The organism is Dactylosporangium fulvum (assembly GCF_025137375.1).
Taxonomy (GTDB): Bacteria; Actinomycetota; Actinomycetes; order Mycobacteriales; family Micromonosporaceae; genus Dactylosporangium; species Dactylosporangium fulvum.
On record NZ_CP073720.1, the window covers coordinates 6,144,088 to 6,171,025 of the forward strand.

The 26,938-nt window shown below is 72.6% G+C and carries 20 protein-coding genes and 1 riboswitch; of the genes, 7 read left to right on the forward strand and 13 right to left on the reverse strand.

What is annotated here, in order from left to right; all coding sequences use genetic code 11:
* Positions 1-40 precede the first annotated feature (40 nt).
* Positions 41-583 (reverse strand): hypothetical protein, encoded by a 543-nt coding sequence (locus Dfulv_RS28845; protein ID WP_259856726.1) that lies wholly within the window; start codon positions 581-583, stop codon positions 41-43.
* Positions 584-762: 179 nt separating this feature from the next.
* On the opposite strand from Dfulv_RS28845, the gene Dfulv_RS28850 reads away from it, so the two are divergent.
* The gene (locus Dfulv_RS28850; protein ID WP_259856728.1) at positions 763-1,707 is read left to right on the forward strand and encodes an alpha/beta hydrolase; all 945 of its coding nucleotides are present in this window, start codon (positions 763-765) and stop codon (positions 1,705-1,707) included.
* An 88-nt stretch (positions 1,708-1,795) separates the two neighbouring features.
* On the opposite strand, the gene asnB (Dfulv_RS28855) is transcribed toward Dfulv_RS28850, so the two are convergent.
* The 3 genes from asnB (Dfulv_RS28855) to Dfulv_RS28865 all read right to left on the reverse strand — a co-directional run bounded on the left by asnB (Dfulv_RS28855) (position 1,796) and on the right by Dfulv_RS28865 (position 5,861).
* Complete coding sequence (gene asnB, locus Dfulv_RS28855; protein ID WP_259856732.1) at positions 1,796-3,661, reverse strand: asparagine synthase (glutamine-hydrolyzing); 1,866 nt, start codon at positions 3,659-3,661, stop codon at positions 1,796-1,798.
* Positions 3,662-3,700: 39 nt separating this feature from the next.
* Positions 3,701-4,837: a L,D-transpeptidase gene (locus Dfulv_RS28860; RefSeq protein WP_259856734.1), complete on the reverse strand. Its 1,137-nt coding sequence runs from the start codon at positions 4,835-4,837 to the stop codon at positions 3,701-3,703.
* 130 nt (positions 4,838-4,967) lie between these two features.
* Entirely contained in the window at positions 4,968-5,861 is an 894-nt protein-coding gene (locus Dfulv_RS28865; RefSeq protein ID WP_259856736.1) for a hypothetical protein, read from the reverse strand.
* Between the two features lie 233 nt (positions 5,862-6,094).
* A riboswitch (cyclic di-AMP (ydaO/yuaA leader) is annotated at positions 6,095-6,241 on the forward strand.
* 252 nt (positions 6,242-6,493) lie between these two features.
* Between Dfulv_RS28865 and Dfulv_RS28870 the strand changes: the two genes are divergently transcribed.
* The gene (locus tag Dfulv_RS28870; RefSeq protein ID WP_259856737.1) at positions 6,494-7,396 is read left to right on the forward strand and encodes a C39 family peptidase; all 903 of its coding nucleotides are present in this window, start codon (positions 6,494-6,496) and stop codon (positions 7,394-7,396) included.
* A gap of 54 nt (positions 7,397-7,450) precedes the next feature.
* Here Dfulv_RS28870 and Dfulv_RS28875 read toward each other — a convergent pair whose 3' ends face one another.
* Both Dfulv_RS28875 and Dfulv_RS28880 read right to left on the reverse strand, forming a co-directional pair.
* Positions 7,451-8,173, reverse strand: coding sequence for a hypothetical protein (locus Dfulv_RS28875; RefSeq protein WP_259856738.1), 723 nt, complete (start codon positions 8,171-8,173; stop codon positions 7,451-7,453).
* A 119-nt stretch (positions 8,174-8,292) separates the two neighbouring features.
* Positions 8,293-10,476: a transglycosylase domain-containing protein gene (locus Dfulv_RS28880; RefSeq protein WP_259856739.1), complete on the reverse strand. Its 2,184-nt coding sequence runs from the start codon at positions 10,474-10,476 to the stop codon at positions 8,293-8,295.
* Between the two features lie 323 nt (positions 10,477-10,799).
* On the opposite strand from Dfulv_RS28880, the gene asnB (Dfulv_RS28885) reads away from it, so the two are divergent.
* Positions 10,800-12,698 carry an asparagine synthase (glutamine-hydrolyzing) gene (asnB, locus tag Dfulv_RS28885; protein ID WP_259856740.1) on the forward strand — a complete coding sequence of 633 codons (1,899 nt, stop codon included), beginning with the start codon at positions 10,800-10,802 and terminating at the stop codon, positions 12,696-12,698.
* Between the two features lie 16 nt (positions 12,699-12,714).
* Here the strand turns inward: asnB (Dfulv_RS28885) and Dfulv_RS28890 are convergent, their stop codons facing one another.
* On the reverse strand, positions 12,715-12,873 hold the full coding sequence (locus Dfulv_RS28890) for a hypothetical protein (RefSeq protein ID WP_259856741.1): 159 nt from the start codon (positions 12,871-12,873) through the stop codon (positions 12,715-12,717).
* Between the two features lie 279 nt (positions 12,874-13,152).
* Here Dfulv_RS28890 and Dfulv_RS28895 point away from each other — a divergent pair, with 279 nt between their 5' ends.
* Complete coding sequence (locus Dfulv_RS28895) at positions 13,153-13,653, forward strand: hypothetical protein (protein ID WP_259856742.1); 501 nt, start codon at positions 13,153-13,155, stop codon at positions 13,651-13,653.
* Positions 13,654-13,840: 187 nt separating this feature from the next.
* A complete protein-coding gene (locus Dfulv_RS28900) occupies positions 13,841-14,296 on the forward strand; it encodes a GNAT family N-acetyltransferase (protein WP_259856743.1) in 456 nt (151 codons plus the stop codon).
* Between the two features lie 18 nt (positions 14,297-14,314).
* Here Dfulv_RS28900 and Dfulv_RS28905 read toward each other — a convergent pair whose 3' ends face one another.
* On the reverse strand, positions 14,315-15,178 hold the full coding sequence (locus Dfulv_RS28905; protein ID WP_259856744.1) for a polysaccharide deacetylase family protein: 864 nt from the start codon (positions 15,176-15,178) through the stop codon (positions 14,315-14,317).
* Positions 15,179-15,586: 408 nt separating this feature from the next.
* On the opposite strand from Dfulv_RS28905, the gene Dfulv_RS28910 reads away from it, so the two are divergent.
* Positions 15,587-16,141 carry a type 1 glutamine amidotransferase domain-containing protein gene (locus Dfulv_RS28910; protein WP_259868258.1) on the forward strand — a complete coding sequence of 185 codons (555 nt, stop codon included), beginning with the start codon at positions 15,587-15,589 and terminating at the stop codon, positions 16,139-16,141.
* Positions 16,142-16,195: 54 nt separating this feature from the next.
* On the opposite strand, the gene Dfulv_RS28915 is transcribed toward Dfulv_RS28910, so the two are convergent.
* A complete protein-coding gene (locus tag Dfulv_RS28915) occupies positions 16,196-17,086 on the reverse strand; it encodes a Vgb family protein (RefSeq protein ID WP_259856745.1) in 891 nt (296 codons plus the stop codon).
* 465 nt (positions 17,087-17,551) lie between these two features.
* Here Dfulv_RS28915 and Dfulv_RS28920 point away from each other — a divergent pair, with 465 nt between their 5' ends.
* Positions 17,552-18,583 carry an LLM class flavin-dependent oxidoreductase gene (locus Dfulv_RS28920; protein ID WP_259856747.1) on the forward strand — a complete coding sequence of 344 codons (1,032 nt, stop codon included), beginning with the start codon at positions 17,552-17,554 and terminating at the stop codon, positions 18,581-18,583.
* A gap of 5 nt (positions 18,584-18,588) precedes the next feature.
* On the opposite strand, the gene Dfulv_RS28925 is transcribed toward Dfulv_RS28920, so the two are convergent.
* The 4 genes from Dfulv_RS28925 to Dfulv_RS28940 are packed head-to-tail and all read right to left on the reverse strand — an operon-like array spanning position 18,589 to position 26,817.
* Entirely contained in the window at positions 18,589-19,257 is a 669-nt protein-coding gene (locus Dfulv_RS28925) for a futalosine hydrolase (RefSeq protein WP_259856749.1), read from the reverse strand.
* Entirely contained in the window at positions 19,254-20,051 is a 798-nt protein-coding gene (locus tag Dfulv_RS28930) for an HAD family hydrolase (protein WP_259856753.1), read from the reverse strand. Before Dfulv_RS28930 ends, Dfulv_RS28925 begins: the two co-directional genes overlap by 4 nt.
* Entirely contained in the window at positions 20,045-21,814 is a 1,770-nt protein-coding gene (locus tag Dfulv_RS28935) for a fatty acyl-AMP ligase (protein WP_259856755.1), read from the reverse strand. The genes Dfulv_RS28930 and Dfulv_RS28935 overlap by 7 nt, the downstream gene beginning before the upstream one ends.
* On the reverse strand, positions 21,811-26,817 hold the full coding sequence (locus Dfulv_RS28940) for a type I polyketide synthase (RefSeq protein WP_259856758.1): 5,007 nt from the start codon (positions 26,815-26,817) through the stop codon (positions 21,811-21,813). Before Dfulv_RS28940 ends, Dfulv_RS28935 begins: the two co-directional genes overlap by 4 nt.
* Positions 26,818-26,938: the final 121 nt, after the last annotated feature.

Sequence of the window (26,938 nt, forward strand, 5' to 3'; positions counted from 1 at the left end):
TCAGGTTCGTGCCGGTGCCGGGCAACAACGTCCGAACGGACTACCCGGTTCCGGGTAGCGACACCGACGGTGGCACAGGGTTCATCGGGGCAAGTTCCTGCGGATCCGGCACACGCAACTGAACGCGGACGGCTCGGTAAAAATCGAACAGGCTGGCAAGGGCACGTTGCCGAGCCTCGACCGGTGTCCCCTCCTCGGCTGCCGCCGCGCCGGCGAGGCGCAGATAGAGCACAAACGTGTGCGTCAATGCGGCACGGGCGGCGAGTTGCACCGGAACGTCGGCGAGGAGCCGGATCTCGGCCATGAACAGCTGCAGGCGTGTGTGTTCGTCACGGATCTTGGACAACAGGTCGTCGCGCTCCGCGTCGACCGTGCTGTGGTCGAACTGCTCGGCAAGGTTGAGGATGCGGCGGACCGCGGCCGCGAACTGGGCGCAGCTGGTGTGGATCGTGGCGTCCCATCGGGTCCGCAGCGCCGCACGCTGCTTGGCCCGCTCGACGAGCAGCGTCGGCACGATGCCGATGAATGCCCCGACCAGGACCGGCAGGAGCACGATGATCACCTGCGCCCATGTCAGCGTCATGGCGCCATGGTAGGGCCGGACGTCACGGGCCGCTGTCGCGGCGGTGCCGGGGCACGCGCCGCACGTGCGGGTGGCCGGGGGCGGCGCCCGGTTCGTCCGTTGCCGCTCACTCCGCGCGGGCGAGCAGGGCCCGTCAGGGGTGGGTAGCCATGAGGTACCGCACGAGGTTTGGAGTGCTCATGCCCGACGTCGTACTCGAGCCGGCCGCGCAGGAGCTGGCCGAGGCCACCGCGAAGCCACCGTACCTCTACCAGCTCCCGCCCGCCGAGGCGCGGAAGGTGCTCGACGGCATCCAGGCCGAGCCCGTCGACATGCCCGCCGTCGGCGAGCGCTGGCTGACGGTGCCCGCCGCCGTCGGTGACGTCCGCGTCCGGATCGTCAAGCCGGCCGGTGCCACCGGGATGCTGCCGACCGTGCTGTACATTCACGGCGGCGGCTGGGTGCTGGGCAACGCCATGACCCACGACCGGCTGGTCCGGGAGCTCGCGACCCGCGCGGGCGTCGCCGTGGTCTTCGTGGAGTACACGCCGTCGCCGGAGGCCCACTACCCGGTCGCGATCGAGCAGGCGTATGCCACCGCGCGGTGGATCATGAGCGACGGCGCGAGCGAAGGGCTCGACGCGAGCCGGCTCGCGGTCGCCGGCGACTCGGTCGGCGGGAACATGACCGCGGCACTCACCCTGCTGGCGAAGCAGCGCGGCGACGTGCGGTTCGTGCACCAGTCGATGTACTACCCGGTGACCGACGCGGCCATGAACACCGCCAGCTACAAGGAGTTCGCCGACGGGCCGTACCTCACCGCCAGGTCCATGGCCTGGTTCTGGGACAGCTACGCACCGGACGTGACGGTACGGCCGGAGATCACCGCCTCCCCGCTGCGGGCGACACCGGACGACCTGCGGGGGCTGCCGCCCGCGTTCGTGGTCGTCGACGAGGCGGACGTGCTGCGGGGCGAGGGTGAGGCGTACGCGGCGAAGCTCCGCGCGGCCGGCGTGCCGGTCACGACGGTGCGGTACGACGGCATCTGCCACGACTTCATGATGCTGAACCCGCTGCGGGACACGCAGGCGGCGCGTGCCGCCACCACCCAAGCCGCCGGCGTGCTGCGGGCGGCCCTGCGGTAAGCGGCGGCGCCGCCCGGCCCGTCAGCCCGCCTGCCGGGCCGGCTGGAACGGCCTCTCCGGCGTCGCCGGGTTCGAGAGGGCCGTCATGTCAGGCGTTGACCAGGAGCCGGACGGGGTAGCGGCGCAGCCACAGGTCGAGGCCGAGCAGCAGTTCGATCGAGCGCCGGTTCGGCGCGAACCCGCTGCTGTCCAGCGGGGCGGCGAGCACCTCCCGGACCCGGTGCGGGTCGATCAGCGCCGAGACCGGGGCGCTCGGGTCGTCGACGAGTTCGCTCAGCGAGCGGCGCAACGACCGCTCGTAGGCCGGGTCCTGGGTCGACGGGTACGGGCTCTTGCGCCGTCGCAGCACCGATTCGGGCAGCAGGTCGGCGACGGCGGCCCGCAGCAGGCTCTTCTCCCGGCCGTCGAACGTCCGCATCGACCAGGGCGTGTTGTAGACGTACTCGACCAGGCGGTGGTCGCAGTACGGCACCCGGACCTCCAGCCCGTTGGCCATGCTCATCCGGTCCTTGCGGTCCAGCAGGATCTGCACGAAGCGGGTCAGGTGCAGGTAGGAGATCTCGCGCATCCGCCGCTCCTTCGGCCCCTCTCCCGGCAGGTGCTCGACCTCGCCGAGCGCCTGCCGGTACGCCGCCTCGCGGTAGCCGTCCAGATCCATCGCGCGGGTGAGGTCCGGGGCGAACAGCTGGTCGGTGGCGCCGCGCCGGTCCCCCAGCGCCGCCAGCCAGGGGAACGTGTGGGCGGCGACCGCGTGCGGGTCGTGGAACCAGGCGTACCCGCCGAACACCTCGTCGGCGGACTCACCGGACAGCGCGACCGTGGAGTGCTCCCGCACCGCGCGGAAGAGCAGATAGAGGGAGGTGTACAGGTCACCGAGGCCGGTCGGCAGGTCGTTGGCGGCCAGCACCTCCGTGCGGTACAGCGGATCCGTCAGCTCGGCGCTGTCGAGCACGATGTCGGCGTGCCGCGCCCCGATGTGGTCGACCACCTCGTGCACGAACGGTGTGTCCGGCTGGTCGCGCATGGCGTCCGGCCGAAAGTGCTCAGTCTGCCCGACGAAGTCGACCGCGAACGAGTGCACGGCCCCGAGGCCGTCCTGGCGCAGTGCCTCGGCGGCGAGCACGGTGATCGCCGACGAGTCCAGCCCACCGGACAGCAGGGTGCACAGCGGCACGTGCGCGATGAGCTGCCGGCGGACGATGTCCTCCAGCAGTTTCCGCACGGTGCGGACGGTCGTGTCGAGGTCGTCCGGGTGCGGGTGGGAGGCGACCCGCCAGTACCGGTGCAGTCGCAGCCCGCCCCGGTCGACGACGGCGACGTGCCCCGGCGGCAACTCCCGCACCCCGCGGTAGATGCCGTGCCCCGGCGTCTTCACCATCGCCAGCAGTTCCCTGAGCCCGTCGAGGTCCACCTCGGCCGGCACGTCGGGATGGGCGAGGAGGCCCTTCGGCTCGGAGGCGAAGAGCACCCCGTCGTCGGTCTCGTGGTAGAACAGCGGCTTCACGCCCATCCGGTCCCGGACGAGCACCAGGCGCTGCCGGGGCCCGTCCCACACGCCGAAGGCGTACATGCCGTTGAGCCGCTCGGCGCAGTGCTCGCCCCACTCCAGGTACGCGTGGAGCACCACTTCGGTGTCGGACTCGGTCTGGAACGTGTGGCCGAGCGCGATCAGCTCCGAGCGCAGTTCCCGGAAGTTGTAGACCTCACCGCTGTAGGTGAGGGCGGCGAGCACGTCCTCCCCGGCGTGCCTGCCCCGGCCGGCGAGCATGGGCTGGCGGCCGCCGGCCAGGTCGATGACGGCCAGCCGGCGGTGGCCGATGCCGCAGTGCTCGCCGACCCAGAGCCCTTCGGCGTCAGGGCCCCGCAGCGAGGCGGTGGCCGTCATCGCCCGCAGCGCCGCCTGCTCGTGGACGAGGTTCCGCCGGTACGCGACCCAGCCGACAATCCCGCACATGCCGAGCCTCGTACCCTCCCGGCGCCCCTTCGCAACCGTTCACGCCTTGTACTGTTCCCACGGAATGTCCCATGCCGTCCAGCCGTCGCCGGCATCCAGCCCCACCTCGGTGTTGCGCGTGGTCACCGGGTCGCCGACGAGCGTCTGCTCGTACAGCCACCTGGCGTTGTCGGTGGAGACGTTGGTGCATCCGTGCGAGACGTTGCGGCGCCCCTGATCCCCGACCGACCACGGCGCGGCGTGGATGTACTGCCCGCCCCACGTCAGGCGCATCGCGTACTGGACCGGGGTGGTGTACTCCGGCGTGCGGAACACCGTGGACGCCTCACGCGACATGATCACGGTGTTGCCGCTCGACGTCGGTGTCGACGCCTTGCCCAGACTCACCGGCATGGTCCGCACGAGCGCGTCGTTCTGATAGACGCTGAGCTGTTTGGTCGCGTTGTTGATGTCGATGGTGAGCTTCCGGCCGATCGTGACCGTGGCGGAGGAGTCCTCGTCGGCGTAACGGTCGCCGATCTGCACGCCGTCGAGCGCCTTCCGCGCGGTGATCTTCGTGCCCGGCTGCCAGTACTTCTCCGGCCGGTACATCACCTGCTTGCCGCCGAACCAGCGCCACGCGCCGGGCTGCGGTGGGTCGATCTTGACGAAGAGCCGCTGCTGCACGGCGGCGCGGGACTGCTCCGGCACGTCGGAGCCGAACTCGACGACGATCGGCATGCCGACGCCGTAGGTCCCGCCGTTGGTCAGCATCAGCTCGGACGTGACGGCCTGGCCTTTCGGCTTCGCCATCGTGGTGAACTTGGCCTCGTGGGTCACGGGCTTGTTGTCCTTGCCGACGGCCGTGACCTTCGTGGTGTAGGCGGTGTCGTACCGCAGTGTCGTGGCCGGCACCCAGGCCGCGCCGTCCGCCCGGAACTCGCCGGCGACCCGCTGGCCCGTCGCGTCGGTCAGCGAGATGTCGGTGATCTTCCCGTCGGTGACCTTCGTGCCGATCTCGGTGCTGACCGGCACGCCCGAGTTGCCTGCCGGCGGGGTGACGACCAGTCCGACCTGTGGAGCGGTCGACTTCGTCGCCGTCGGCTTCTTCTTCGAACCGTCGCACGCGGACAGCCCGAGTTGTGCCCCCACCGCGAGCACAACCAGCATCACCGCGCCCCGGCGCAGCCTTGTCATGTTCTCTGCCTGTGTACGGACATGGTGCGATCGTCACGTGGATCGGGGCGACGCCGAGACAAGAACGCGAGTGACCGCCGGAGGGATGTCACGATCCCGGGGATCGCGACGGCCCCTCCGGCGGTCCGGTTCACACGACGGCGCCCACGATCTGCTCCGCGAGCGGCTGCCACTTGGCGTACGCGTCCGGGAACGCCGACACCTGCACCGTCTGCGCCGCGACAGTGATGGCCAGCTGCGCCCAGCCGGGAATCCGGATCAGCGCGGCGTAGAACCGGCGGGCGGACTCGTGGGGATCCATCAGCTGCTCGACGCTCCCCCAACTCGGTCGCTGCTGGAACAGGCCGATCGAGTCGTGGTCGTACCCCACGCCCTCGTTGGGATGCCCCATCGACCCCGGCACGTTCGGGTTCGCGAGGACCCGCAGGTGGCTCTCCTGCAGCGCGGTGGCGAGCGCGATCACATACGCGCGCGGCGGCAGGTTCATCTGCTGGCCGGCCTCGATGATCGCCACGGCGTTGTCCATCTCGGCCTGGGACAGGCCCCCGACGGGCGCGTGGACGGTCGGTGACGGCGCCGCCGAGGGAGCCTCGGCCGCCGGCGGCGATGCCTGCGCCGACCGCGGCCCGGACGGTGCCGGCGTGGCCTTCGTCGGGGGGACACCGCGCGGATGGCCGGACCACGGCAGCGGCATGCGGTGGAAGTCGCGGGAGACGCCGCCACCGGCCGGCGCGCGCTCCGCGTCGGCCACGAACGCGACCTCGGATTCCGAACTGAGCGGCGCGGCCGACGAGCTCAGCGTCGAGGCGAGCGCGGCCGCCGTGATCGTGATGACGGCGGCCGCCGTCACCCGGGTTCGGAGCGGGGCCGGCACGGTCGAGGCGAGCCCGATCCGCGACCCGACATATGCGTGGGTCGTGTGGCGACCGCGACGGTAGCGATGGAGGTAACGACGGAAACGGCGGAGTCCACGAACATGCGCGGCACCGCTGAGCTGCTGATCTTCCTCGGCGCCCGGAAACATCCGGCGAGCGTAGGACGCCCTCGGTCCGTTGCTGCACCAGGTACGCGCAGCGGACCGCCGGACGATGGGCACACCGCAGGAGGACCCAGGGCGGTCGGCGAATGCACCCGGTCACATCGCCATGCGCACGCAAGCACGCTGGCTGAGCAGCGCAGGGGGTACAAGACCCACCTGCCCACCCGCTAGTGTCGTCCTGTCCACCTTGGCTGACCGTCACCACCAGGAGTGACTCCGGGGTGGACCCGCCGAGTCGTGTGCGCACGAGCCGGGGAACCAGGCACAACCGGGGTGAATCCGCGAGGCCCGTCAAGCCGCGTGGTAGGGCGATCCTCCCCGCCCGAACCCGTCAGCTAACCCGGTAGGCGGCAACGGAAGGAGCGCGTTGCGTGCGGACCACCACGTGGCATGACACCTGTTGTCCCACCTCGACCTGCAACCTGGACGCCCGCGAGATGACGGGAGCGTCCGGGCGGTCCACGGCCCGGTAGCCGTCCGGCACCGGTCACCACTCTGCCCTGCCCCGCCCTGCCGGCTCAGGCTTCGCCGGCCGGGTCGTTGCCCGCTGCCCGAGTCCCCGCTCGTCCGGCGGGCGGCAACAGAAGCCGTGTTCCAGCACGTCTGTCGAGGTACCCGTGAGTTACCAGTACAAAGCCAGGCATTCGCAAGACCCGGCGAACCCCGCCTCCCCGTCCCGCAAGCTGCCCATCGTGGCGGCCTCGGCGGTGCTCGTGGCAGCGGCGTCGGCGGCCGGCCTGACCATCTACCACTCCGCTTCCGCGGTCCCGACCTCGAACGCGCAGACCTGGGCAACGGTCGCGGATCCGTCCCAGTTGGCCGACCCGGCCGCGCGGAACCGGGAGCCGCAGCAGGCCGCGCCCGACGCGGCGACCAGCGTGCCGAAGACCGGTTCGAGCAGGGCGCCGTCCCGGTCCGGCGCGACGACCGCTCCGCCGGCCGCCACGAAGGCCCCGAGCGCCCAGGGCACCCCGAGCACCCCGAGCGCCCAGGCGAGCCCGGCCGCCCCGGCGGCGAAGACCCTCAGCTACCAGTTCCAGTGGCAGGAGAACTTCTACTTCTGCGGCCCTGCGGCCGCCCGCATCGCGCTGACCGCGCGAGGACTGCAGCCGTCGCAGTCCGAGGTCGCCCAGAGCCTGCGCACCACGGTCAACGGCACCAACTCGGCCGACGACACCACCCGCGCACTCAACGCCTTCACCAACAGCTCGTTCTACAAGTCCCACTTCATCGGCAGCCAGGCCGCCACCCAGGCGGACATGGATCAGCTGCGTGCGGACGTCGTCCACGCGATCTCGAACGGCTACCCCGTGGTCGCGAACATCGCGGGTTCCACCGTGGACAACGACGGCAACGCCCACTCCTACCCGGGCGGCCACTTCCTCACGGTCGTGGGGTACAGCGACAACGGCCAGAACGTGACGATCGCCGATCCCGCCGATGCCCGCGGTGTCGGCCGGTACACGCTGACCACGGTCAAGCTCGCGCACTGGATCGCACTGCGCGGGTACTCGGCCTGACCCGTTCGTCGGGACGCCGTCCGCGCCGGACAGCGTCCCGACGGGGTCGGGGTGTCAGCGGGTCTCGGCGGTGCCTGCGGTCGCGGGGACGTCAGCCGTGTCGCCGGGATTGGCCTGCCGCACCACGCCCGGCGACCGCTGGTCGTCCATCCAGGCCTGCAGGGCGGGGCCGGACTCGAAGCTCGCGATCAGCGCGTACCGTGGCTCCGGGCCCAGGTGGTACGCCGCGTGCCAGAGCCGCTCGGTATCCACGACGAACTGGGCGCCGCGCGGCAGCGGGATGCGGTGTTCGATCGTCGGGTCGTCGTGGTTCTCCCGCAGGATCATGTAGCTGCCCGGGTCGTCGGTGAGGTTGAGCCAGACCCGTACCACCCACCCCTCGGTCTCGGGGTTCAGCCGGTTGTTGTCGTCCTGGTGCAGATGCCGCTCGATCACCGTGCTCTTGTCGATCGAGGGCTGCAGCTTGATGATGCGCACCCGCCCGAAGTTGGCGCCGACCGATGTCACCCAGTCGCACAGCGTCGGCGCGAGCCGGGCGTTGGCGGTCCAGACGCCGCCCTTGTCCGGCATGCCGTGCTCCCAGAACCCGCGCGGGTCGTCGTCGCCCTGCGCGGAGGCCAGCACCGCGAAGTTCGTATCACCCCCGGACTTCCAGTCCAGGTATTTGAGGCTCTCCCACTCCTTCGGATCCAGGTGCCCCGCGTGCCGCTTCAGGGTCACGTATCCGGTCTCGGCGAGGGACTGCAGCTTGTGATGGCGGGTGGGTATGACCGACACGAACCGACCTCCAGACGTCGTCGACTTTTGCTGGGGGCCGCCCTAACCCGAATCCGCCACGGCAAACACCACCGGCGGGATGGCCTTGGAGAGTGACCCCGTCACTCCCCGGGCACCCCTCACATCCCCAGCGCCCGCGCCCGGCTCGGCGCAGGGAACCCCTGCACCGGCTGCCCGCGCAGCGCGATCGCCATGGTCTGCGCGACGGCACTGTTGACGGAGCTGGAAACCCCGTCGCCCACGTTGTCGTTCGGGTTGTCGGCGTTCACCGCGATGCCGGCGGCGGCGACCTGCGGCGTGAAGCCGACGAACGTCTCGGTGGAGTTGTACTCGGAGCTGCCGGTCTTTCCGGCGACCGGCCGCCCGGCCAGGATGCCGGACACGGCCTCGGCCGTGCCGCCGTCGCACTTGCCGAACGCCGACCCCTTGCCGACCGGGCACCGCGCCGCGTCGGTCGCCGCGACCGCCACGTCCTCGCTGACCTCTTGGCGGCACTTGGGGGCGGCGGCGTTCACCGGCTTGCCGTCCGCGTCGGTGATCGACAGTACGGGCAGCGGCTGGCAGTACAGCCCCTTGGCGGCGACCGTCGCGTAGGCGTTGGCGAGGTCCAGCGGGGTGGTCGAGGCGTTGCCCAGGGTGAACGAACCCCACTCGTCCACCTTCGCCGCCATCACCTGATCCCCGGCCGCGCGGAACGTGATCCCCAGCCGCTTCGCCATGTCCACGACCCGGCGGACACCGACCTGCTGCTCGAGCCACACGAAGTAGGTGTTGACCGAGCGGCCGAAGCCGTTCCACATCGTACGGTTGCCGTTCATCCAGCTCGGGCTGGCGTTCGCCGGGCACCACCGGCCGCCGCAGCTGCCCGAGCCGCTGCCGGGCCACTTGGTCACCAGGCGTCCGGGCGCGTTGAAGGTCGTGTTCAGCGGCATGCCCGCCTCGAGCGCGGCGAGCATGGTGAACATCTTGAACGTCGACCCCGCCTGGTAGCCGCCGACACCGCCGCCGCCCGCGATGAGCTGGTTCACCGTGTTCGGGTACGTCGGATGCTCCCGCGGGTTTGGTTCGAGGCCGAAGTGCCGGTTGACCGCCATGGCGAGGATCCGGCCGCTGCCGGGGGTGACGACGGCCAGCGGCATCGAACGGGCGCTGCCGTAGCCGTAGACGCCCAGGGACTGGGCGAGTGCCGCCGCCTGCACCCCGGGGTCGAGCGAGGTCACCACCGTGTAGCCGCCGGTTCGCAGCGCGTCGTCCCGTTCGAACGGCGTGGCCCCGAACTCCGCCTGGCGGCCCCACCATTGCCGGAAGTAGTCGCAGAAGAAGCCCCAGTCGTTGTGCTGCGGCGTGACGGCCACGCAGTTGTTGGGCGGCCGGCTCTCCTTGATCTCCAGCGGCTGGGCACGCGCGACGGCGGCCTCCGCGGCCGTGACCGTCCCCATCTTGAGCATCGCGTCGAGCGTGTAGCCGCGCCGTTGCAGCGCGGCCGCGCGGTCGCCGCTGATCGGGTTGTCGGCGTCCGGTGACTGCAGGAGCCCGGCGATCAGCGCCGCCTCGGGCAGGCTGAGCTCGGCGGGGGTCTTGCTGAAGTACGTCTGGCTGGCGGCGTAGATGCCGTAGGCGCCAGAGCCGAAGTAGGCGATGTTCAGGTAGCGGTTGAGGATGTCCTGTTTACTCAGGCGCTTCTCCAGCTCGACCGCGTAGCGCATCTCGCGAACCTTGCGCGCCGGCGTGTCGATGCCCGCGTCGACGCGTTGCTGCGGCGACAGGCCCGGATCGTTCTTGAGCGAGTTGCGGACGTACTGCATCGTCAGGGTCGATGCGCCCTGCTGGCTCCTGCCCCTGCTGTTGGAGACCAGCGCCCGCAGGACACTCCGGCTGTCGACGCCACGGTGCTCGTAGAAGCGGGCGTCCTCGGCCGCGACGACGGCCTTCTGCATCACCGGAGCGATCTGGTCCAGCGGCACGTCCCTGCGGTTCTCGTCGTAGAAGGTGGTGATGAGCGTCTTGCCGTCGTTGGCGTAGACGTAGGTGACCTGCGGCGCCCGGGGTGTCGCCAGGGTCGTCGGCAGCGCCTCCCAGACGCCGGTGCCGGCACGCACCGCGGAGCCGCCGAACAGGCCGAGCGGAAGCACGGCGACCGCCGTCGCCACCCCCGCGAGGAAGCTGTACAGCACGAACCTGCCGAGCCTGCGCACCAGCGTCGGCGGCTTCGGCGGCAGGCCGGCGTCGGCGTCCCCGGCGCGACGGGCGGTGGCGGCCTTGGCCGAGTGACGGCTGCCTTTTCGGGCACGGACGAGGCGCATCGAGCTCTCCCAGCGGTACAAGGGTGGTTCACCTGCCGCCGGGGTCCGTGCGGACCATCGCGGCGGGCGCGCGGCTACCCGAGAGGGATGAGTGGTAAACGGCTCCGGCACGCCGCGCAGCCGGTTCACCCGCCGGCGGTTTCACCCCGGACCGAAGGCGTAGCCCACCCAGAGGAGCGATCGGAGGAGGGCAGGGCAATCGGACGCCTCCCGTGCCGGGCGCTGATTCGCTGGTTGGCGTAGCGCTCCACGGCCGCCCGCGGCCGGTCGGCGCTGCACGGTGACGGAAGGGAAACGATGCCATGTGCGGCTTCCTGGTCCATGTGAGCGACAGCCAGATCTCCCCGGAAACGCTCGAACGCATGGAGCGGCAACTCGACCTGCTCCACCACCGCGGCCCCGATGACACCGTCATCGAGCGGCTCGGCGACGGCGTGACGGCCGGTTTCAAGCGGTTGTCCATCATCGATCGGCAGGGCAGCCGCCAGCCGTTGCGGTACCCGCCGGAGGGTCCGGAGGCCGGCCGCTGGGGCCTGGTCTTCAACGGCGAGATCTACAACTTCGAGGCGCTGCGCGACGAGCTGATCCGCGAGCACGGCGCGGTCTTCGCCACCGACGGCGACAGCGAGGTCGTCGCCGCCGCGTTCCACCACTGGGGGGAGGCGGCGCTCGGCCGGTTGCGGGGAATGTTCGCGTTTGTCCTGTGGGACGCCGCGAACGAGATGGTGCACGCGGTCCGGGACCCGTTCGGGATCAAGCCGCTGTACTACCTGTCGACCCCGGGCGAGCTGTGGCTGTCGAGCGAGAAGCCGCCGCTGCTCGAGATCGCCGGGGACGATCTCGACACGACCGCGCTGTCGCTCTACCTGACGATGCAGTACGTTCCCGAGCCCTACACGCTGCACCGGGACATCGCCCGGCTGCCCGGCGGCGGGATGCTGAGCCGGGCGCTCGGCCGCGCGCCGCTGGTCCGCCGGTACACCAGGACCACGTTCCGGCCTGATCCGACCGCCGACGACGACGGCATCGTCGACGAGCTGCGCTCGGCGCTGCGCGAGAGCGTCCGGTGCCACCTGCGTGCGGACGTCCCGGTCGGTGCCTTCCTGTCCAGCGGCATCGACTCGACCGGTGTCGTCGCCCTCGCGGCCGAGGTCGATCCGCAGATCCGCACGTTCACCGTGGGCTTCGACATGCCCGCCGCCGTGTCCGAGATCGAGGTGGCCGAGAAGACGGCCCAGCACCTCGGCGTCGAGCTGGTGCCCACGGTCGTCAAGCCGGACGACGTGCTGGACGTGCTGCCCCGCATCGTCTGGCACCTGGGCGATCCGGTCGCCGACCCGTCGATCGTCCCGCTGTACTGCCTGGCGAGGACGGCGGCGCAACACGTCACCGTCGTCCTGTCCGGCGAAGGCGCGGACGAACTGGCCGGCGGCTACACCATCTACCGCGAACCCCGTTCCCTCGCGCCGGTGAGCCGCCTCGCCGATCCGTTCCAGCGCGGCCTGCGCGCCCTGGCCAGAGCGCTCCCCGAGGGCTTCAAGGGCAAGAGCTACCTGCAACGGGCGACCACGCCGATCCAGACCCGGTACTTCGGCAACGCCCGGGTGTTCAGCGACGAGGAGAAGGCCCGGATCCTCGGCGGCAGGCCGATGATCGGGCACGCCCACGTCACCTGGCCGCTGTACGCCGAGGCGGTGCACCTCGACGACGCCACGACGATGCAGCACATCGACGTCAACACCTGGCTGCCCGGCGACATCCTGACGAAGGCGGACCGGATCTCGATGGCGCACTCGCTGGAGCTGCGGGTGCCGTACCTGGACCGGGGGGTGTTCGAGGTCATGTCCCGGCTACCGGTGCGGCTGAAGGTGCCGCCGTACAGCCGGACGACCAAGTACGCACTGCGCAGGGCCCTCAAGGGCATCGTGCCCGACTTCGTCGTCGACCGGCCGAAGCTCGGCTTCCCGACCCCGGCCCGCGCATGGCTGCGCACGGATCTCGCCGAGTGGGCACACCACCTGCTGTCCACGTCAGGCGCGGGGCAGCTGATCGACCTGGACTACGCGCACACGATGCTGACCGAACACGAGCGCGGCGACGCCGACCACGCCCGGAAGCTGTGGATCCTGTTGTCGTTCTGCCTGTGGCACGGCATCTTCGTCGACGGCTCGATCCAGCCTCCGCAGACCCGGCGGCCGGACCGTCCGCTGGTGACGGGGTGACGCCGGGCGGGCCCGCTCAGACGGCCCCGGACGCGGCGGAGTGCCCGGCGCGGTAGCCGCAGACGACGGCCGGGGCGATCGTCGAACCGGGCCCGGGGTACGTGCGGCCCATCACCGGCGCGGTCGTGTCGCCCGCCGCGGAGAGGCCGTCCTTGGTGCCGAGGTCGCCGGGCACCCGCGGGTCGCCGTAGTAGTTGTCGTACTCGGTGCGGCTCCGCCCAAGGTCCTCGTCGACGCCCCTGCGGGCGAAGGCGTTGAACCGCTCGACGGTGGCGGGCGTCGAGGACGAGCCGGCTCGGGATCGCCGGCACGGTCTTGTCCCGCTCCAGCGTGGCGTGGCCGAAGTCGATGCAGCTCGCCGCGTTGTGGGAAAGCCGCACGGGCGTGACCGCGCCGCTATCCCGGCGCGGTTGACTGCGGCGTGCGTTTTCGACGGGGATGGATCATCGCGGGTGTGGTGGCGGTCGTGATCGCCGGCGTGGCGGCGGTGTCCGTGTGGCGCGTGCGGGCCGCCCGGCAGCCGCGCCCCGGGGACACCATCTCGTTGCGCGACGGGCGCGTCACGTTTCGGATGCCGCAGGGATGGCGGCGCGTGGCCTGTCCCGGCGATCCTTCCGGCTGCGTGTTCCTACGTACGCCGCGCGGGGCCGATGACGCCATCGCCGTCATCGTCGTGACACCGAGGCCGCCCGCCCCCGAGGCTGACGCCACGGCGTACGCCATCGATCCCGCCACCTCGCCGGGCGGTCGGTCCTTCACCGTCGACGGCGCGCGGTTCGCCCGGGCACGCGTCGATGCGGTGACGATCCCGACCGCGCGGCCCGCCACGACCGTGGTGACGGGACTTCTGCACAACGGCGACAAGGTCTTCCTGACGTGCGCCGAGACGGCCGAGCCCGACCTCATCCGAGCCGGGTGCGAGGTGATCATCGGCTCGCTGCACGTTCAACGATGATGGTGCCGGCGGAGTTCTGGATGACCCGCCAGACCGCATGCAGCGTCGGCCGGCGCCGACTCACATCCGCCGTCGATACTGGGTCGGAGCATCCATGGGCGGAAGTCGCATCGACCAACGCCGCGCCAATTAAGTCAACCACTCGTAACCAACCAGTTGCGCGGAAAGGCTCACTATGGTTCGCCGTATGCGGCTGGAGCGGATCACCCCGAAGAACTACGAGACTGCGCTTGCCCTGTCCGTGCGCCCCGACCAGGAGGATCTGGTCGCGCCGGTGGTCAAGTCGCTCGCCGAGGCGTACGTCTTCCCCGACCAGGCCTGGCCGCGGCTGATCTACGACGGCGACCGGGTGGTCGGCTTTGTGATGGCCTTCCTCGGCATCCCGTGGGACCCCGGCCGCGACCCCGCCGACCTGCGCTCCGGCCTCTGGCGGCTGAACATCGCGGCCGACGCCCAGGGCAGCGGCTACGGCCGGTTCGCCGTCGGAGCCGTCTGCGCGGAGATCCGCGCCCGCGGCGGCGTCCGGGCATACGTCACCTGGGAGCCCCGCGTCGGCGGGCCGGAACAGTTCTACCTGAAGCTGGGCTTCCGGCCGACCGGTGAGCGCAGTGGTGGCCAGACCGTCGGCGTGCTCGACCTCTGAGGTTCCGGCCCCGACGCGTCACCGGAACAGGTCGGACAGCGGCACCGGGCGCAGGCCCCGGGCTCGCAGGCCGTCGAGGATCGGCTGCAGCGCCTCGTCGGTGAACCGGGCGTTGGCCTCGGTGATGTGCATGATGACGATCGAGCCGGGCCGCACCCCGGTCAGGACCGCCTGCACGATCGGCTGCGCGGCGGTGGCGTTGGGGTCGCCGCTGACGACGTCTCCCTGCACGACCGTCACGCCGAGCGGGGCCAGCGCCTGCAGCGCGGCATCGTCGTAGCACAGGCCCGGGAAGCGGAAGTAGCGGGTCTGGCGACCACCGTACGGGGCGATGACGTCGAAGGTGTGCGCGACGTCCTCGGTCATCTGTGCCGGCGCGATCGACGGCAGGTTGTAACAGGGGGACTTGAACGCCTGGTGCCGGTAGGTGTGGTTGGCGAGCTCGAACGCCGGGTTCGCGGCCAACCGGCGGGTGACGTCGGGATACGCCTCGACCCATTCGCCGGTGAGGAAGAACGTGGCCGGCGTCCCGGTCCGCTCCAGGATGTCGATGACCTTCCGGTTGGCGAAGCTGAGGGTCGGGTCGGCCGCCAGGCGTCGCAGCATGGTGTCGGTCATGTCCGCGTCGAAGGTCAACGCGACCCGATTGCCGATCCGGGGACCGTTGTCGACGACCGGCGGGACGCTGCCCGGCCGGGTCGCACCCGGCAGCACAGCCGGTGACGCCGATGGCGTTGACGACGCCGTCGCCGTCACCGGGTCGGCGGTGACGGCGACGGCGTCGCTCGAGGGCCGCGCCGCAGGCTGGGACGCGCCGCTCGATGAGGTGCAGGCGGTGAGGAACAGGCAGGCCGCCAGCACGAGGATCACGGGATTGCGCACCCGCGCATGCTGCCAGACTCGGCGCGGTCCCGCGGCCCCGATCCATCGACGATCGTCCTGGCGCCTGCCGGCGTGGGCCGGGTGACATCATGGAGGCGCTGGGCGGTGTGCGGTCCCGTCAATCGCGGCTCCCACGTTTGCCCCGGCAAGGGTGGGGAAGATCGGACACATGGCCACGACCGGGCCACCCGCGCAGAGCGTCGACACGGACGACGTCCGTGATCGACGGCCAGGCGGCGGCCCGGAGATCCGGAGCGTCCGGAGCGTCCGGAGCGGTGTAGACGCCGGGCGCGGGGGTAGGCGGGACGTTGCCGCGCCGCTGGGCGCAACCACGTGCCTGCTGTACCGGCGCGAGCCCACCCCTCGGAGCAGCCATCAGTACCGCAGGAGGAAACCGTGGCACAAGGCATGCTGCAAGGCAAGAGCATCGCGATCCTGGCCACCGACGGTGTCGAGCGCAACGAGATCGAGGTTCCCCGCGGCGCGCTCTTCGGGGCCGGGGCGAAGCCGGAACTCCTGTCGATCCACCCCGGCGAGATCCAGGCCCGGCAGTTCGACATGGTGTCGGCCGGGACGCTGGCGGTCGACCGGCAGATCTCCGACGCCAAGCCCGACGACTACGACGCGATACTGCTGCCCGGCGGCACCGTCAACCCGGACACGCTGCGCAAGAACACCCACGCGGTCAACTTCGTCAAGGCGTTCTGCGCCTCCGGCAAGCCGGTCGCCGCGATCTGCCACGGCCCGTGGATGCTGGTCGAGGCGGACGTCGTCCGGGGCAAGCGGATGACCTCCTGGCCGAGCATCCGCACCGACCTGCGCAACGCGGGCGCGCAGGTGGTCGACGAGGAGGTGTGCGTCGACGGCCAGTTCACCACGAGCCGGTCGCCGGCGGACCTTCCGGCGTTCTGCGTCGCCATCATCGAACAGTTCGCCGGCGCCGAGCAGCAGGTCGGCGGCTGACAGAGCAGGGCCGGGCCGTCCGCGCCGGAGGCCCGGCCCGCCCACTCCGCGGCTTCAGGACGTGACCGCGATCCGGGCGAGGAGCCCGATCTCCAGCGCCGTCCACAGTGCACCGTCGGGCCCGAGGGTGATGCCGTGCGGCTCGGACTTCGGCGTCGGCAGGTCGTGCACCTCGACGGTGCCGTCCGGCGCGATCGCGCCGACCCGGTTGCCGGCCCACTCGGTGAACCACATCCGGCCGTCGTCACCGGCGGTGACGGCATGCGGCCGGGCAGCGGGGTCGGGCAGCGAAAACTCCGTGATCACGCCGGTCGTGCCGATCCGGCCGATCCGGCCGGCGGCGATCTCGACGAACCAGAGCGCACCGTCCGGTCCGGCGGCGATGCCGACCGGCGCGGCGCCCTCGGTCGGCACCGGATGGACGGTGACCGCACCGTCCATACCGATGCGGCCGATCGCGTTGGCCATATTCATGGTGAACCACATCGCACCGTCGGGACCGGCGGTGATCGCCGACGGGAACGCGCCGCTGACCGGGAGGGCGAACTCGGTGACCTCCCCGGCGGTCGTGATGCGGCCGATCCGGTCGGTCGCGGTCCCGGTGAACCACAGCGCCCCGTCGGGGCCTGCGGCGACGCCGAACGGTCCGCTCTCCGGCGTCGGCACCACGAACTCGGTGACCTCCCCGCCGGTGGTGATCCGCCCGATCCGGTTCGCGCGGTATTCGGTGAACCACAACGCGCCGTCCGCCCCGGCGGCGATGATCGTGGGCCCGCAGCCCGGGTCGAGCTGGTGGCTCGTGACGCCGGCGCCGGGGACCATGCGGCCGATCCGCCCACTGTGGACCATCGTGAACCACAGCGCCCCGTCGGGTCCGGTGGTGACGGCGTACGGGCCGCTGCCGCGATCCGGGATGACGTGTTCCTCGATCGACACCTTGATCATGACCTGACCGTACCGCGTGGCGACTCCAGTGCGGCTACATGATTCCGATCCGCCGGCAACCGGATCATGAAACGTCTCTAGAAGGTTTGCTAGTCCTCCCGCCGGTCCCCCCGCCAGCCCGGGAGCGGGTGGCATGGTCGACAAACACCCCCTCGGTCCGCACCGGGAGCTGGAGGCTTCACCATGCACCGTTCGCTCGTCGCGGCGCCGCGCCCCGCACAGTCCGGCGCATAACCGTGGCACTCCACCCCTCGCCCAGGCCCTCGCGAATCCCTCGCCGAGCCGGTGCCTCCCACCGCACGGTCCGGCGCATCGCCGCAGCTGGCGGCCGGTTCCGCGGCGCCGGTCCGCCCGGCCGGATGATCGATTTCGCCGGATCGGTGGTGTGACTACCGAGGAGGCCGGACAGTATCATCGAGTCGATCGAGGCTCTGGTTGAACCCGCAGCATGGAGAGGCTTCCACGATGATCGCTGGGGTCGACGTCTACTCGACGTTTCCGCGCGACGACGGCTCGTCGCCGGACTTCCTGCGGCATGCCGCCGACGCGCTGCGCTGGACCGAGGCCGCCGGGATCATCGGCACGCTGATCGCCGGTGACCACGAATGCGTCGACCCGTGGGTCGGCGCGCAGCTCGTCCTCGAACAGAGCAGCACCCTCGTGCCGGTGGTGGCCACCGACCCGGCGGACCTGCATCCGTTCGGCGCGGCGCGCAAGGTGACCACACTCAGCACGCTGTTCGGCCGGCGGGTCGACCTCGACCTCGTCGCCGGCGGCAACCAGGCCGAGCTGCGGGCCCTCGGCATCTTCCTGGACCATCACGAGCGGTACGACCGGCTCACCGAATACGGCCAGATCATCATCGCCCTGCTGGCACCGGGCGGTCCGACCACCTACCGTGGCAACTTCTACGAGATGAGCGACGCCGCCGTGCGCCCGCCGTTGCCGCCGGGCCTCGCGCCGCACTTCTTCGTCACCGGCTCGTCGCCCGCCGCCGCCGCGGCCAGCCGTGCGCTCGGCGCGACCCGGCTCACCACCGCCCGGGCCCTGGAGGAGTACGGCGCGGACTCGCAGCGCCGGCACAGCGGTGGCCTGCGACTCGGCCTGATCGCCCGCGAGACGAGCGCGCAGGCCTGGCAGGAGGCGCGCAGACGCTACCCCGGCGACAACGGCCGGTACGACGGGGCGTTCTGGTCGCACCCGCTGGACGCGCCGTCGGCCCGCTGCCCGTACCTCGTCGGCAGCGAGTCGGAGGTCGCGCAGACGCTGGCGCAGTATTTCGACCTCGGCCTCGAGGTGCTGGTGCTCGGCCCGCCGCACGACGAGGACGACCAGCACCAGGCGATGTCGGCGGTGCGCCTCGCGCGACGGTTACGCACCAAGGCGTCCGGTGCCCCGATGCGCGGCTGGCCGGTGCAGTCGATGACCCCGATGACCGCCGACGGCGGCGCCCCGCTCACCGCCGACTCCCTGCAGGCCACCCCGGCCGACATGTAGGCGGCTCAGGCCGCCAGGGCCGCGAACGCCTCGCGGAGGCGGGCCAGGGCCTGCGGGATGCGCCACGCCGACCGGTCGCGGGGGCCGACCGCGTTGGAGATCGCGCGCAGTTCGCCGAACGCGACGCCCTCGGCGGCCACGGCGACGCCGAAGCCCTCCATGCCCTCGGCGGCGGCTCCCGGCACCCGGGCCGCCAGCACCGCGGTCCGGGCCGCCGAACCGGTGGCCGTCGTGACCGTGACGACCGGCGCCACGACCGCCCCGGGCAGTGCCGTGCGCAGTGCCGCCAGCAGCCGCTCGTCGGCCGTGCGCCGGCCCCGGCCGAAGCCGAGGGTCTCGATGTCGATGAAGCCGTCGCCGTCCTCGGCGCCGAGATCCGCCGCGACGCTGCGGTCCGCGATGACGAGCCCGCCGACGTCGGCGCGCCCCGCGAACCCGCCGCCGATGCCGGCGGACAGGACCGCGTCGAACGGCCGGCCCTCGCACTCGGCGCGGGTGAGCAGCCGGGCGGTGCCGGCGGCGGCCTCGGCGGGGCCGACCCCACCGGCCACGACGACCACACGCCCGCCGGCGTCGTCCGGGCCCAGGCCCGCCAGCACGGCGGCCCGCTCGGGCTCGACCGCGGTCACGATCAGCACCCGCTCGAAGCCCGGCAGGCCCGGCAGCGCGCTCACGACAGGTGGGGCCCGGGCGGGCCGACCAGGTCGAGGACCTGGCGCAGGCCACGCTCGCCGGTGCGGTGCTCGGCGGGCAGGATGAAGCAGCGCAGGCCGGCCGCCGACGCACCGCCGTCGCGGGCCGGGTTGTCGCCGACCATGAGCGTCGCCCGCGGGTCGGCGCCGAGGTCCGCGCAGGCCTTGCGGAACAGCTCCGGGTCCGGCTTCTCGCGCCCCACCTCGAACGACAGCGCATAGGCGTCGACGAGGCCGCCGAGGCCGCGGTGCTCGACGTGTGCGCGGATGTCCCAGGCGATGTCGCTGACCACGCCGACGCGGATGCCCCGCTCGCGCAGGGCCCGCAGGACCGGCTCGGTGTCACCGTACGGAATCCAGGAGTCCGCGTCGAGCATCCGGGCGTGCGCGGCCGACTCGTGCCCGCGGAGGAAGTCGACGGCGCCGAACCAGGCGATCATCGCCGCCCGGTGCCGCTCCGCGGACAGGTCCCGGCCCTGCTGCGCCGCGACGACCTCGGGCAGCTGGTAGGCGCGGACGAGGCCGGCCAGCGCGGCGTCGGCGGCGGCCGGGTCGTCGAGCGCGCCGGCCCGGCCGGTGTCGGCCGCCACCAGGCGCAGCCACTGCGCCGCGTCGACCATGCGGAACAGCGTGTTGGCGAAGTCGAAGAGCACGGCGCGCACCGGCGGTGGCGCCGCGGCCGAGTCCGCCGCGGCGACCTGGTAGGCCGTCGGCGTGTCGAAGAGCGTGTGGATCGGTGGCGGGCTGCCGGCCGGCACGGCGGCCCCGGTCACCACGCCTTGGTCCCGCCGTCGGGCAGCAGGTCACGGCTGCGCTTGCGCTGCACCTTGCCGCTCGTCGTGCGGGGCAGTGCACCGGGGCGCAGGAGGATCAGGGAGTCGACGTGGAGCTGGTGCTCCTCGGCGACGGCACGGCGAACAGCGGACACCACGTCAGCGTAGCGGACCGCCGGCCCGTCGCCGGGCGCCGCCTCGTCGCGGGTGATCCGCACCTGGCGGGCGGTTTCGGCGACGACGCCCAGGTGCCGCCGCTCCTCGCCGTAGAGGAACGCCGCGACGAGGTTCGGCGCGATGGCCGGGTGACTGGTGCCGACGGTCAGCTCGAGGTCGGTCGGGTAGTGGTTGCGGCCGTCCACGATGATCAGGTCGTCGATGCGTCCGAGCACGAAGAGCTGGTCGTCGCGGACGAAGCCGAGGTCGCCGGTGCGCAGGTAGGTGACGTCGGGCGCGCCGGCCAGCCGGCCGCTGAAGCGTGCGGCGGTGGCCTCCGGCTGCCGCCAGTACCCGGCCGAGACGCTGTCGCCGGCGACCCAGAGCTCGCCGGCGCGGCCCGCCTCGAGCGGGGCGGCCGTCTCCGGGTCGACGACGCGCACGTCGAGGTTCGCCGGGATCCGGCCGCAGCCGACGATCCGCCGGGACGGGCGGTCCGCGGCCGCCGGCAGGATCTCGCCGCGCTGCTCCAGTGCCTCGGCGTCGACGTCGACGCAGGCCGCGTCGCCGGGCCGGCGTGCGCCGGTGACGTACACGACCGCCTCGGCCAGGCCGTAGCACGGCCGGAAGCTGTCCGGGGCGAGGCCCGCGACGGCGAAGGCTTCGAGGAAGCCCGTGAGGGTGCCGTACCGCACCGGCTCGGCGCCGTTGAGCGCGAACCGCCACGACGACAGGTCGAGCCTCGCCCGCTGTTCCGGCGAGACCTTCTCGACGCACAGGTCGAAGGCGAAGTTCGGGGCGGACGAGACGCGCCCGCGGAAGCGGCTGATCGCGTCGAGCCAGACGAAGGGCCGCATCAGCAGGGCCATCGGCGGCAGCAGGACCACCCGGCCGCCGTTGTAGAGGGCGCCGAGCAGCTGGGCCAGGCCCATGTCGTGGAAGATCGGCAGCCAGCTGACCACTTGGTACTCGTCGGCGGAGCACTCCGACGCACCGGTGTGGATCGCGATGGCGGCCAGGTTTGCCAGCACGTTGCCGTGGCTGAGCACCACTCCCTTCGGCGCGCTGGTCGAGCCGGAGGTGTACTGCAGGAAGGCCGGATCCCCGCTCTGGACGCCCGGGTCGCGCCACAGCCCGCCCAGCCCGGCGGGCACGTCGGCGACGACGACGGGCTCGACCGCGCCGAGGTCCGCGAGGAGCGGCGAGGCGGCGTGCTCGGCGGTGGTGAGCACGACGGTGGGATCGGCGTCCTTGACGATGCCCTCGAGACGGCCGAGCGTCCGCCGTCCACCGTGGATGCCGTCGGGCGCCGGCGCCGGCACGGCGATCAGGCCCGCGTAGGCGCAGGCGAAGAACGCCACGACGAAGTCGATGCCGTTGGGCAGCATCAGCACGGCCCGGTCGCCGGGTGCGGCGACCTGCTGCAGCAGCGCCGCGGTGTCCCGGACCCGCTCCTCCAGTTCGGCGTACGTGAGGGTGGCCACCTCGTCGCCGTGGCTGTCGAGCTCGGTGCAGGCCGGGCTGTCCGCGCGCCGCACGACGTAGTGCCGCAGGATGTCGCCGAGTGTGTGCAGCTCCGGCCGGACGAGCAGTTCGTGGCGGGCGGTCATGACCGGCCACCGCCGTGCCCGTCGACACCCGCCAGCATCGGCCGGGCACCCGGGAACAGGCCGGCCGCGGTCATCGCGTCGGCCGTCCGCGCGACGGTGGTGACGATCTGCTCGACGTCGGCGTCGGTGTGCGCGGTGGACAGGAAGCAGTTGCGGCCCTCCCAGATGTACAGGCCGGCGTGGACGAGCATGGTGTGGAAGATCTCGACCCGCTCCGACTGCGGCGGCTCGTCGATGAGGCGCAGCCGGAACAGCGACCCGAACCGGGCGACCCGGATCGGCACCGCGGCGGCCTCGAACATGGCGTCGAGCCGCTCGCCCAGCACACCGACCCGGGCGTTGAGCTCCTCCTGCAGGGCCGGTCCGCGGCGGCGCATCTCGCGCAGGGCGGCGCGGGCGGTGGCCAGCGCGAGCGGGTGCTTGCAGAAGGTGCCGGAGAAGAAGGTGCGGACCGACTGCGGGTACGGCTGGTCGCCGAACTCCCACGCGCCGCCGTCGATGGCGTCGAGGTAGCGGGCGTCACCGGCGACCACCCCGATCGGCATGCCGCCGCCGACGACCTTGCCGTAGGTGGTGATGTCGGCGGTGATGCCCCACATGGCCTGCGCCCCGCCGGGATGCATCCGGAACCCGGTGATGACCTCGTCGAAGACCAGCGGCGTGCCGGCGTCGGCGGTGATCTGCCGTACCTGCCGCAGGAAGTCGACCGGCTGGATGTCCGGCCGGCGGCTCTGCACCGGCTCGACGAGCACCGCGGCCAGCTCGTGTGCGCGTTCGCGCAGCACCTCCAGCGACGACGGGTCGCCGTACGGCAGGACGAGCGCGTTCGCGGCGACCTCCGGCGGCACGCCCGGCGCCATCGGCACCGACTCCCCCGACGCCTGGTCGAGGTTCTGCCGGGCGAGGATCGGGTCGGCCGAGCCGTGGTACGCGCCGGCGAACAGCGCGATGCGGTCCCGGCCGGTGACCGCGCGGGCCAGCCGGACGGCCACCATCACCGCCTCGGAGCCGGTGTTGCAGTACACGACCCGCTCCTTGCCGGTGAGCTCGCGGATCAGGTCGGTGACCTCGGGGACCAGGGGCGAGTGCGGGCCGAGCTGCATGCCGTCGGCGAGCTGGGCGGTGACGGCGTCGTTGAGGAACGGCTCGCCGTGGCCGAAGAGGTTCACCCCGAAGCCCATGGTGAGGTCGATGTACTCGTTGCCGTCGACGTCCCACACACGCGCACCCCGCGAGCGCTCCACGACGACCGGGTAGCGGGTCTCCTTGAGGTTCAGGTACGGCTGCGGCGCGTGCCGGACGTCGGCGTGGTGGCGCCGCTCCGCGACGGCCTGGGCGCGCGAGCCGGCGGTGCGGCTGCAGAAGCTGCGCACGATCTCGGTGACGAACGCACGCTGGGTGTCGTCGAACGCGCGCGGGTTGGCGGCGCGGCCGCCGAACGCGACGAACGTGCCGGCCGGCGCGGCGGGGATCTCGGTCCGGTACGGCTCCGCGGAGGTGGCCGGGACACCCGACGTCGGCGCGGGTGGCAGCGCGGCCGGGGCCGGGGCGGGCGCCTGCGGTGACACGGCCTCGCCCGGGCGGCGGCGCAACAGGTCGTACGCCTGGTCCATCACCTGCGCGTGCACGTCGAGGAACCGGTCGACCGCGCTGCCCGTGCCCGGCGCCGCCGGGGGCAACGGCGACAGTGCGGCCTCGACGGCGACCGCCGGCGCGGGCGCCGGATGGGCAGGCGCCGGATGGGCGGGCGGGAACCGCTGCGCCAGCAGCTGCGGCGACGCGTTGTCGCGGATGTACTGCGCGAGCCGCCGCAGCGTGTTGACCTCCTCGAACAGCAGCCCGATCGGGATCGTGACGCCGAACGTGCGCTGCACGGTCTGGATGGTCTGGAACATCGTCATCGAGTCGGCGCCCAGTTCCAGGAACGACATGTCCGGGTCGATCGGCGAGCCCAGCTCCAGCAGCGTCACGACGACATGCGCCAGGTCCGCCAGGATCGGGTCGTCCGCCGGCCGGGCCGGCGGTGCGTGTTCCATGTGTGTCTCAGCCCCTCTCTCGTTGGCGGCCCGTGCCCCGCCCGCCGTCGGCAGCCAGTACCGCCGGCGCTCGAACGGGTACGTGGGCAGCTGGACCCGCCGGCGGCGGTACCCGTCGTGCAGCCCGGACCAGTCCGGGTCGTGGCCGGCGGCGTAGAGCCGGGCCAGGGAGTCGGTGAGCACCACGCCGTCGTCGACGCCGTCGCGCAGCGAGGGCAGCCAGCGGGCACCGGACACCACCCGCCGGCCGGCGCCGAGCAGGACCTGGCCCGGGCCGACCTCGACGAACGTGGTGCAGCCGGCCTCGCCCAGGCGACGCACCCCGTCGGCGTAGCGGATCGTCGCCTCCAGGTGCCTGGTCCAGTAGCCGGCGTCGGGGCGGTACTCGTCGTCGAACAGCCGGCCGTCGAGGTCGCTGACCAGCGGGATGCGCGGGTCGCGGTACTCGACGCCGGCGGCGACCTCGGCGAAGGCGTCCCGCGCCGCGGCCATCATCGGCGAGTGGAACGCGAATCCGGACGTCACCCGCCGCACGTTCACGCCGTGCCCGGCGAGGTGCCGTTCGGCGGCGGCGACGGCCTCGGGGGTGCCGGACAGCGTCACGTTCGTGTCGGCGTTGACGGCCGCGATCGCCAGCGTCGCCGCCGGCCCGGCGGCGGCCAGGACCGCGTCGGCGGCGGCGCGGACGGTGGCCTCGTCGGCGAACGCGACGAGCATCGCGCCCGGCGCGCTGAGCTCCTGGACCAGCCGGCCGCGGGCGGCGACGAGCCGGAGCCCGTCGGCCAGGTCGAACACGCCGGCGACGCAGGCGGCGGCCAGCTCGCCGACGCTGTGGCCGAGGAGGTGCCCGGGGCGCACGCCCCAGCTCGTCCACAGGTCGGCGAGCGCGTACTCGACGCAGAACAGCGCCGGCTGGGTGTAGCGGGTCTCGTTGAGCAGGTGCCGCTCGTCGGCCTGCGCGAACAGCACCGACGGCAGGCTGCGGCCCAGCAGGTCACGCAGGATCTCGTCGCACTCCAGCAGGGTACGGCGGAAGCGGGCGTTCGTGACGTACAGCTGCCGGCCCATGTCGGCGTACTGCGAGCCCTGCCCGCTGAACAGGAACGCGACCGGTCCGGGGCCGGCGGCCGGGCGCAGTCCGGTGTGGACGGACGCGTGCGTCACGCCCGACGCGAGGCGCTCCAGGTGCTCGACGGCCTCGTCCCGGTTGCGGGCGGCGAACGCGGCCCGGTGCCGGAAGTGTGACCGGCCCGTGTGGACGGACGAGCAGACGTCGCCGAGCGCCGGGGCGGGCTCGCGCCGGAGCAGGTCGGCGTAGCGCCGGGCGAGCGCGGCGGCCGCCGTGGGGGTCCGCGCGCTGACGGTGAACAGGTGGGCCGGGCGCACGCCGGCGCCCGGATTCAGGTCCGGCGCGGGCGGCGGCGCCTGGAGCAGGACGTGGGCGTTGGTCCCGCCGAAGCCGAACGAGCTCACCCCGGCGGTCAGGGTGCCGTGCCGGAGCTGCCAGTCACGGCCCTCCGTCGGCACCACGAACGGCGCGTCGGCGGGGATCCGCGGGTTGCGCTCCCGCAGGTGCAGGTGCGCCGGGATGCGCCGGTGCCGCAGCATGAGCACGACCTTGAGCACGCCCGCGATGCCCGCGGCGGCCTCGGCGTGGCCGATGTTGGTCTTGACCGAGCCGAGCGTGAACGGCTCCCCCGGCGCCCGGCCCTCGCCGAGGACCGCGGCCAGCGCGGCGGTCTCGATCGGGTCGCCCAGCGGCGTGCCGGTGCCGTGCGCCTCGACGTAGTCGACGTCGGCGGGGCCCAGCCCGGCGTCGCGCAGCGCCTCGCGCAGCACGTCCTCCTGGGCGCCGCCGTGCGGTGCGGTGAGCCCGTTGCTGCGGCCGTCCTGGTTGACCGCGGAGCCGCGGACCACGGCGAGCACGCGGTCCCCGTCGCGCTGCGCTGCGCCGAGCGGCTTGAGCAGCACGAGGCCGCAGCCCTCGGCGCGCACGTAGCCGTCGGCGGCGGCGTCGAACGTCTTGCACCGGCCGTCGGCGGCCATCATGCCGGCCTGCTCGAAGACGGCGGTGCCGTCACCGGCCAGCAGCAGGTTGACCCCACCGGCGAGCGCCGTGTCGGCCTCGCCGAGCCGCAGGCTGCGGCAGGCCAGGTGCAGCGCCACCAGCGACGAGGAGCACGCGGTGTCGACCGCGATGCTCGGCCCCTTCAGGTCCAGTGCGTAGGAGATGCGGTTCGCCGCGACGCTGAGCGCCTGCCCGGTGCCCGTGTACGCGGCGTGCAGCTCGGGCTCGCGGGCCAGCAGCCGGCCGTAGTCGCTGCTGCTGATGCCGACGAACACGCCGGTGCGCGACCCGGCCAGCGACGCGGGCGGGATCCCGGCGTCCTCCAGGGTCTCCCAGGCGACCTCGAGCAGCAGCCGGTGCTGCGGGTCGACGTGCACGGCCTCGCGGCCGGAGATGCCGAAGAACTCGGCGTCGAACGTGTCGACGTCCGGCAGCAGCCCGTGCGGCCGGCCCATCGGCGGGTGTCCCGGCACGTCGCCGCCGACCGCGTCGCGGCCCTGGTCGAGCAGGTCCCAGAACGCCGACGGGTCCGGGGCGCCGGGAAACCGGCACCCGACGCCGATGACGGCGATCGGTTCGGCGGGCCCGGCCGCGCCCGCGGGCCCGGTCGCCGCCGGGCCCGGGGACGGCGCGGACGGCCCACCGGCACCGGTCAGGTGCCCGGCGAGCTGCCGCGCCGTCGGGTACTGCCAGAACACCGTGGCCGGGATCGGCCGGCCCAGCAGGTCCTGGAGTTCACCGAGCAGGACCAGCGCGTCGCGCGACGACAGGCCGAGGTCGGCGAGGACCGCGTCCGGTTCGATCGCGTCGGCGGCGATGCCGGCCTTCGCGGCAACCTGCCGCAAAATCCAGGCCTCGACCACCGCCGGGTCGTCCACGTCGTGCGCCGCTGCTGTCACCGATCGCCTCCCCGCTGGTCGTTATCAAGCATGGGCGAGACCGGTTAAAAGAACGCCTAGTCTGGCCGCCCGGGGGCGCGGCATGCCCGGCCCGACAAGCACGCGGCGGGTACCGTTGGGC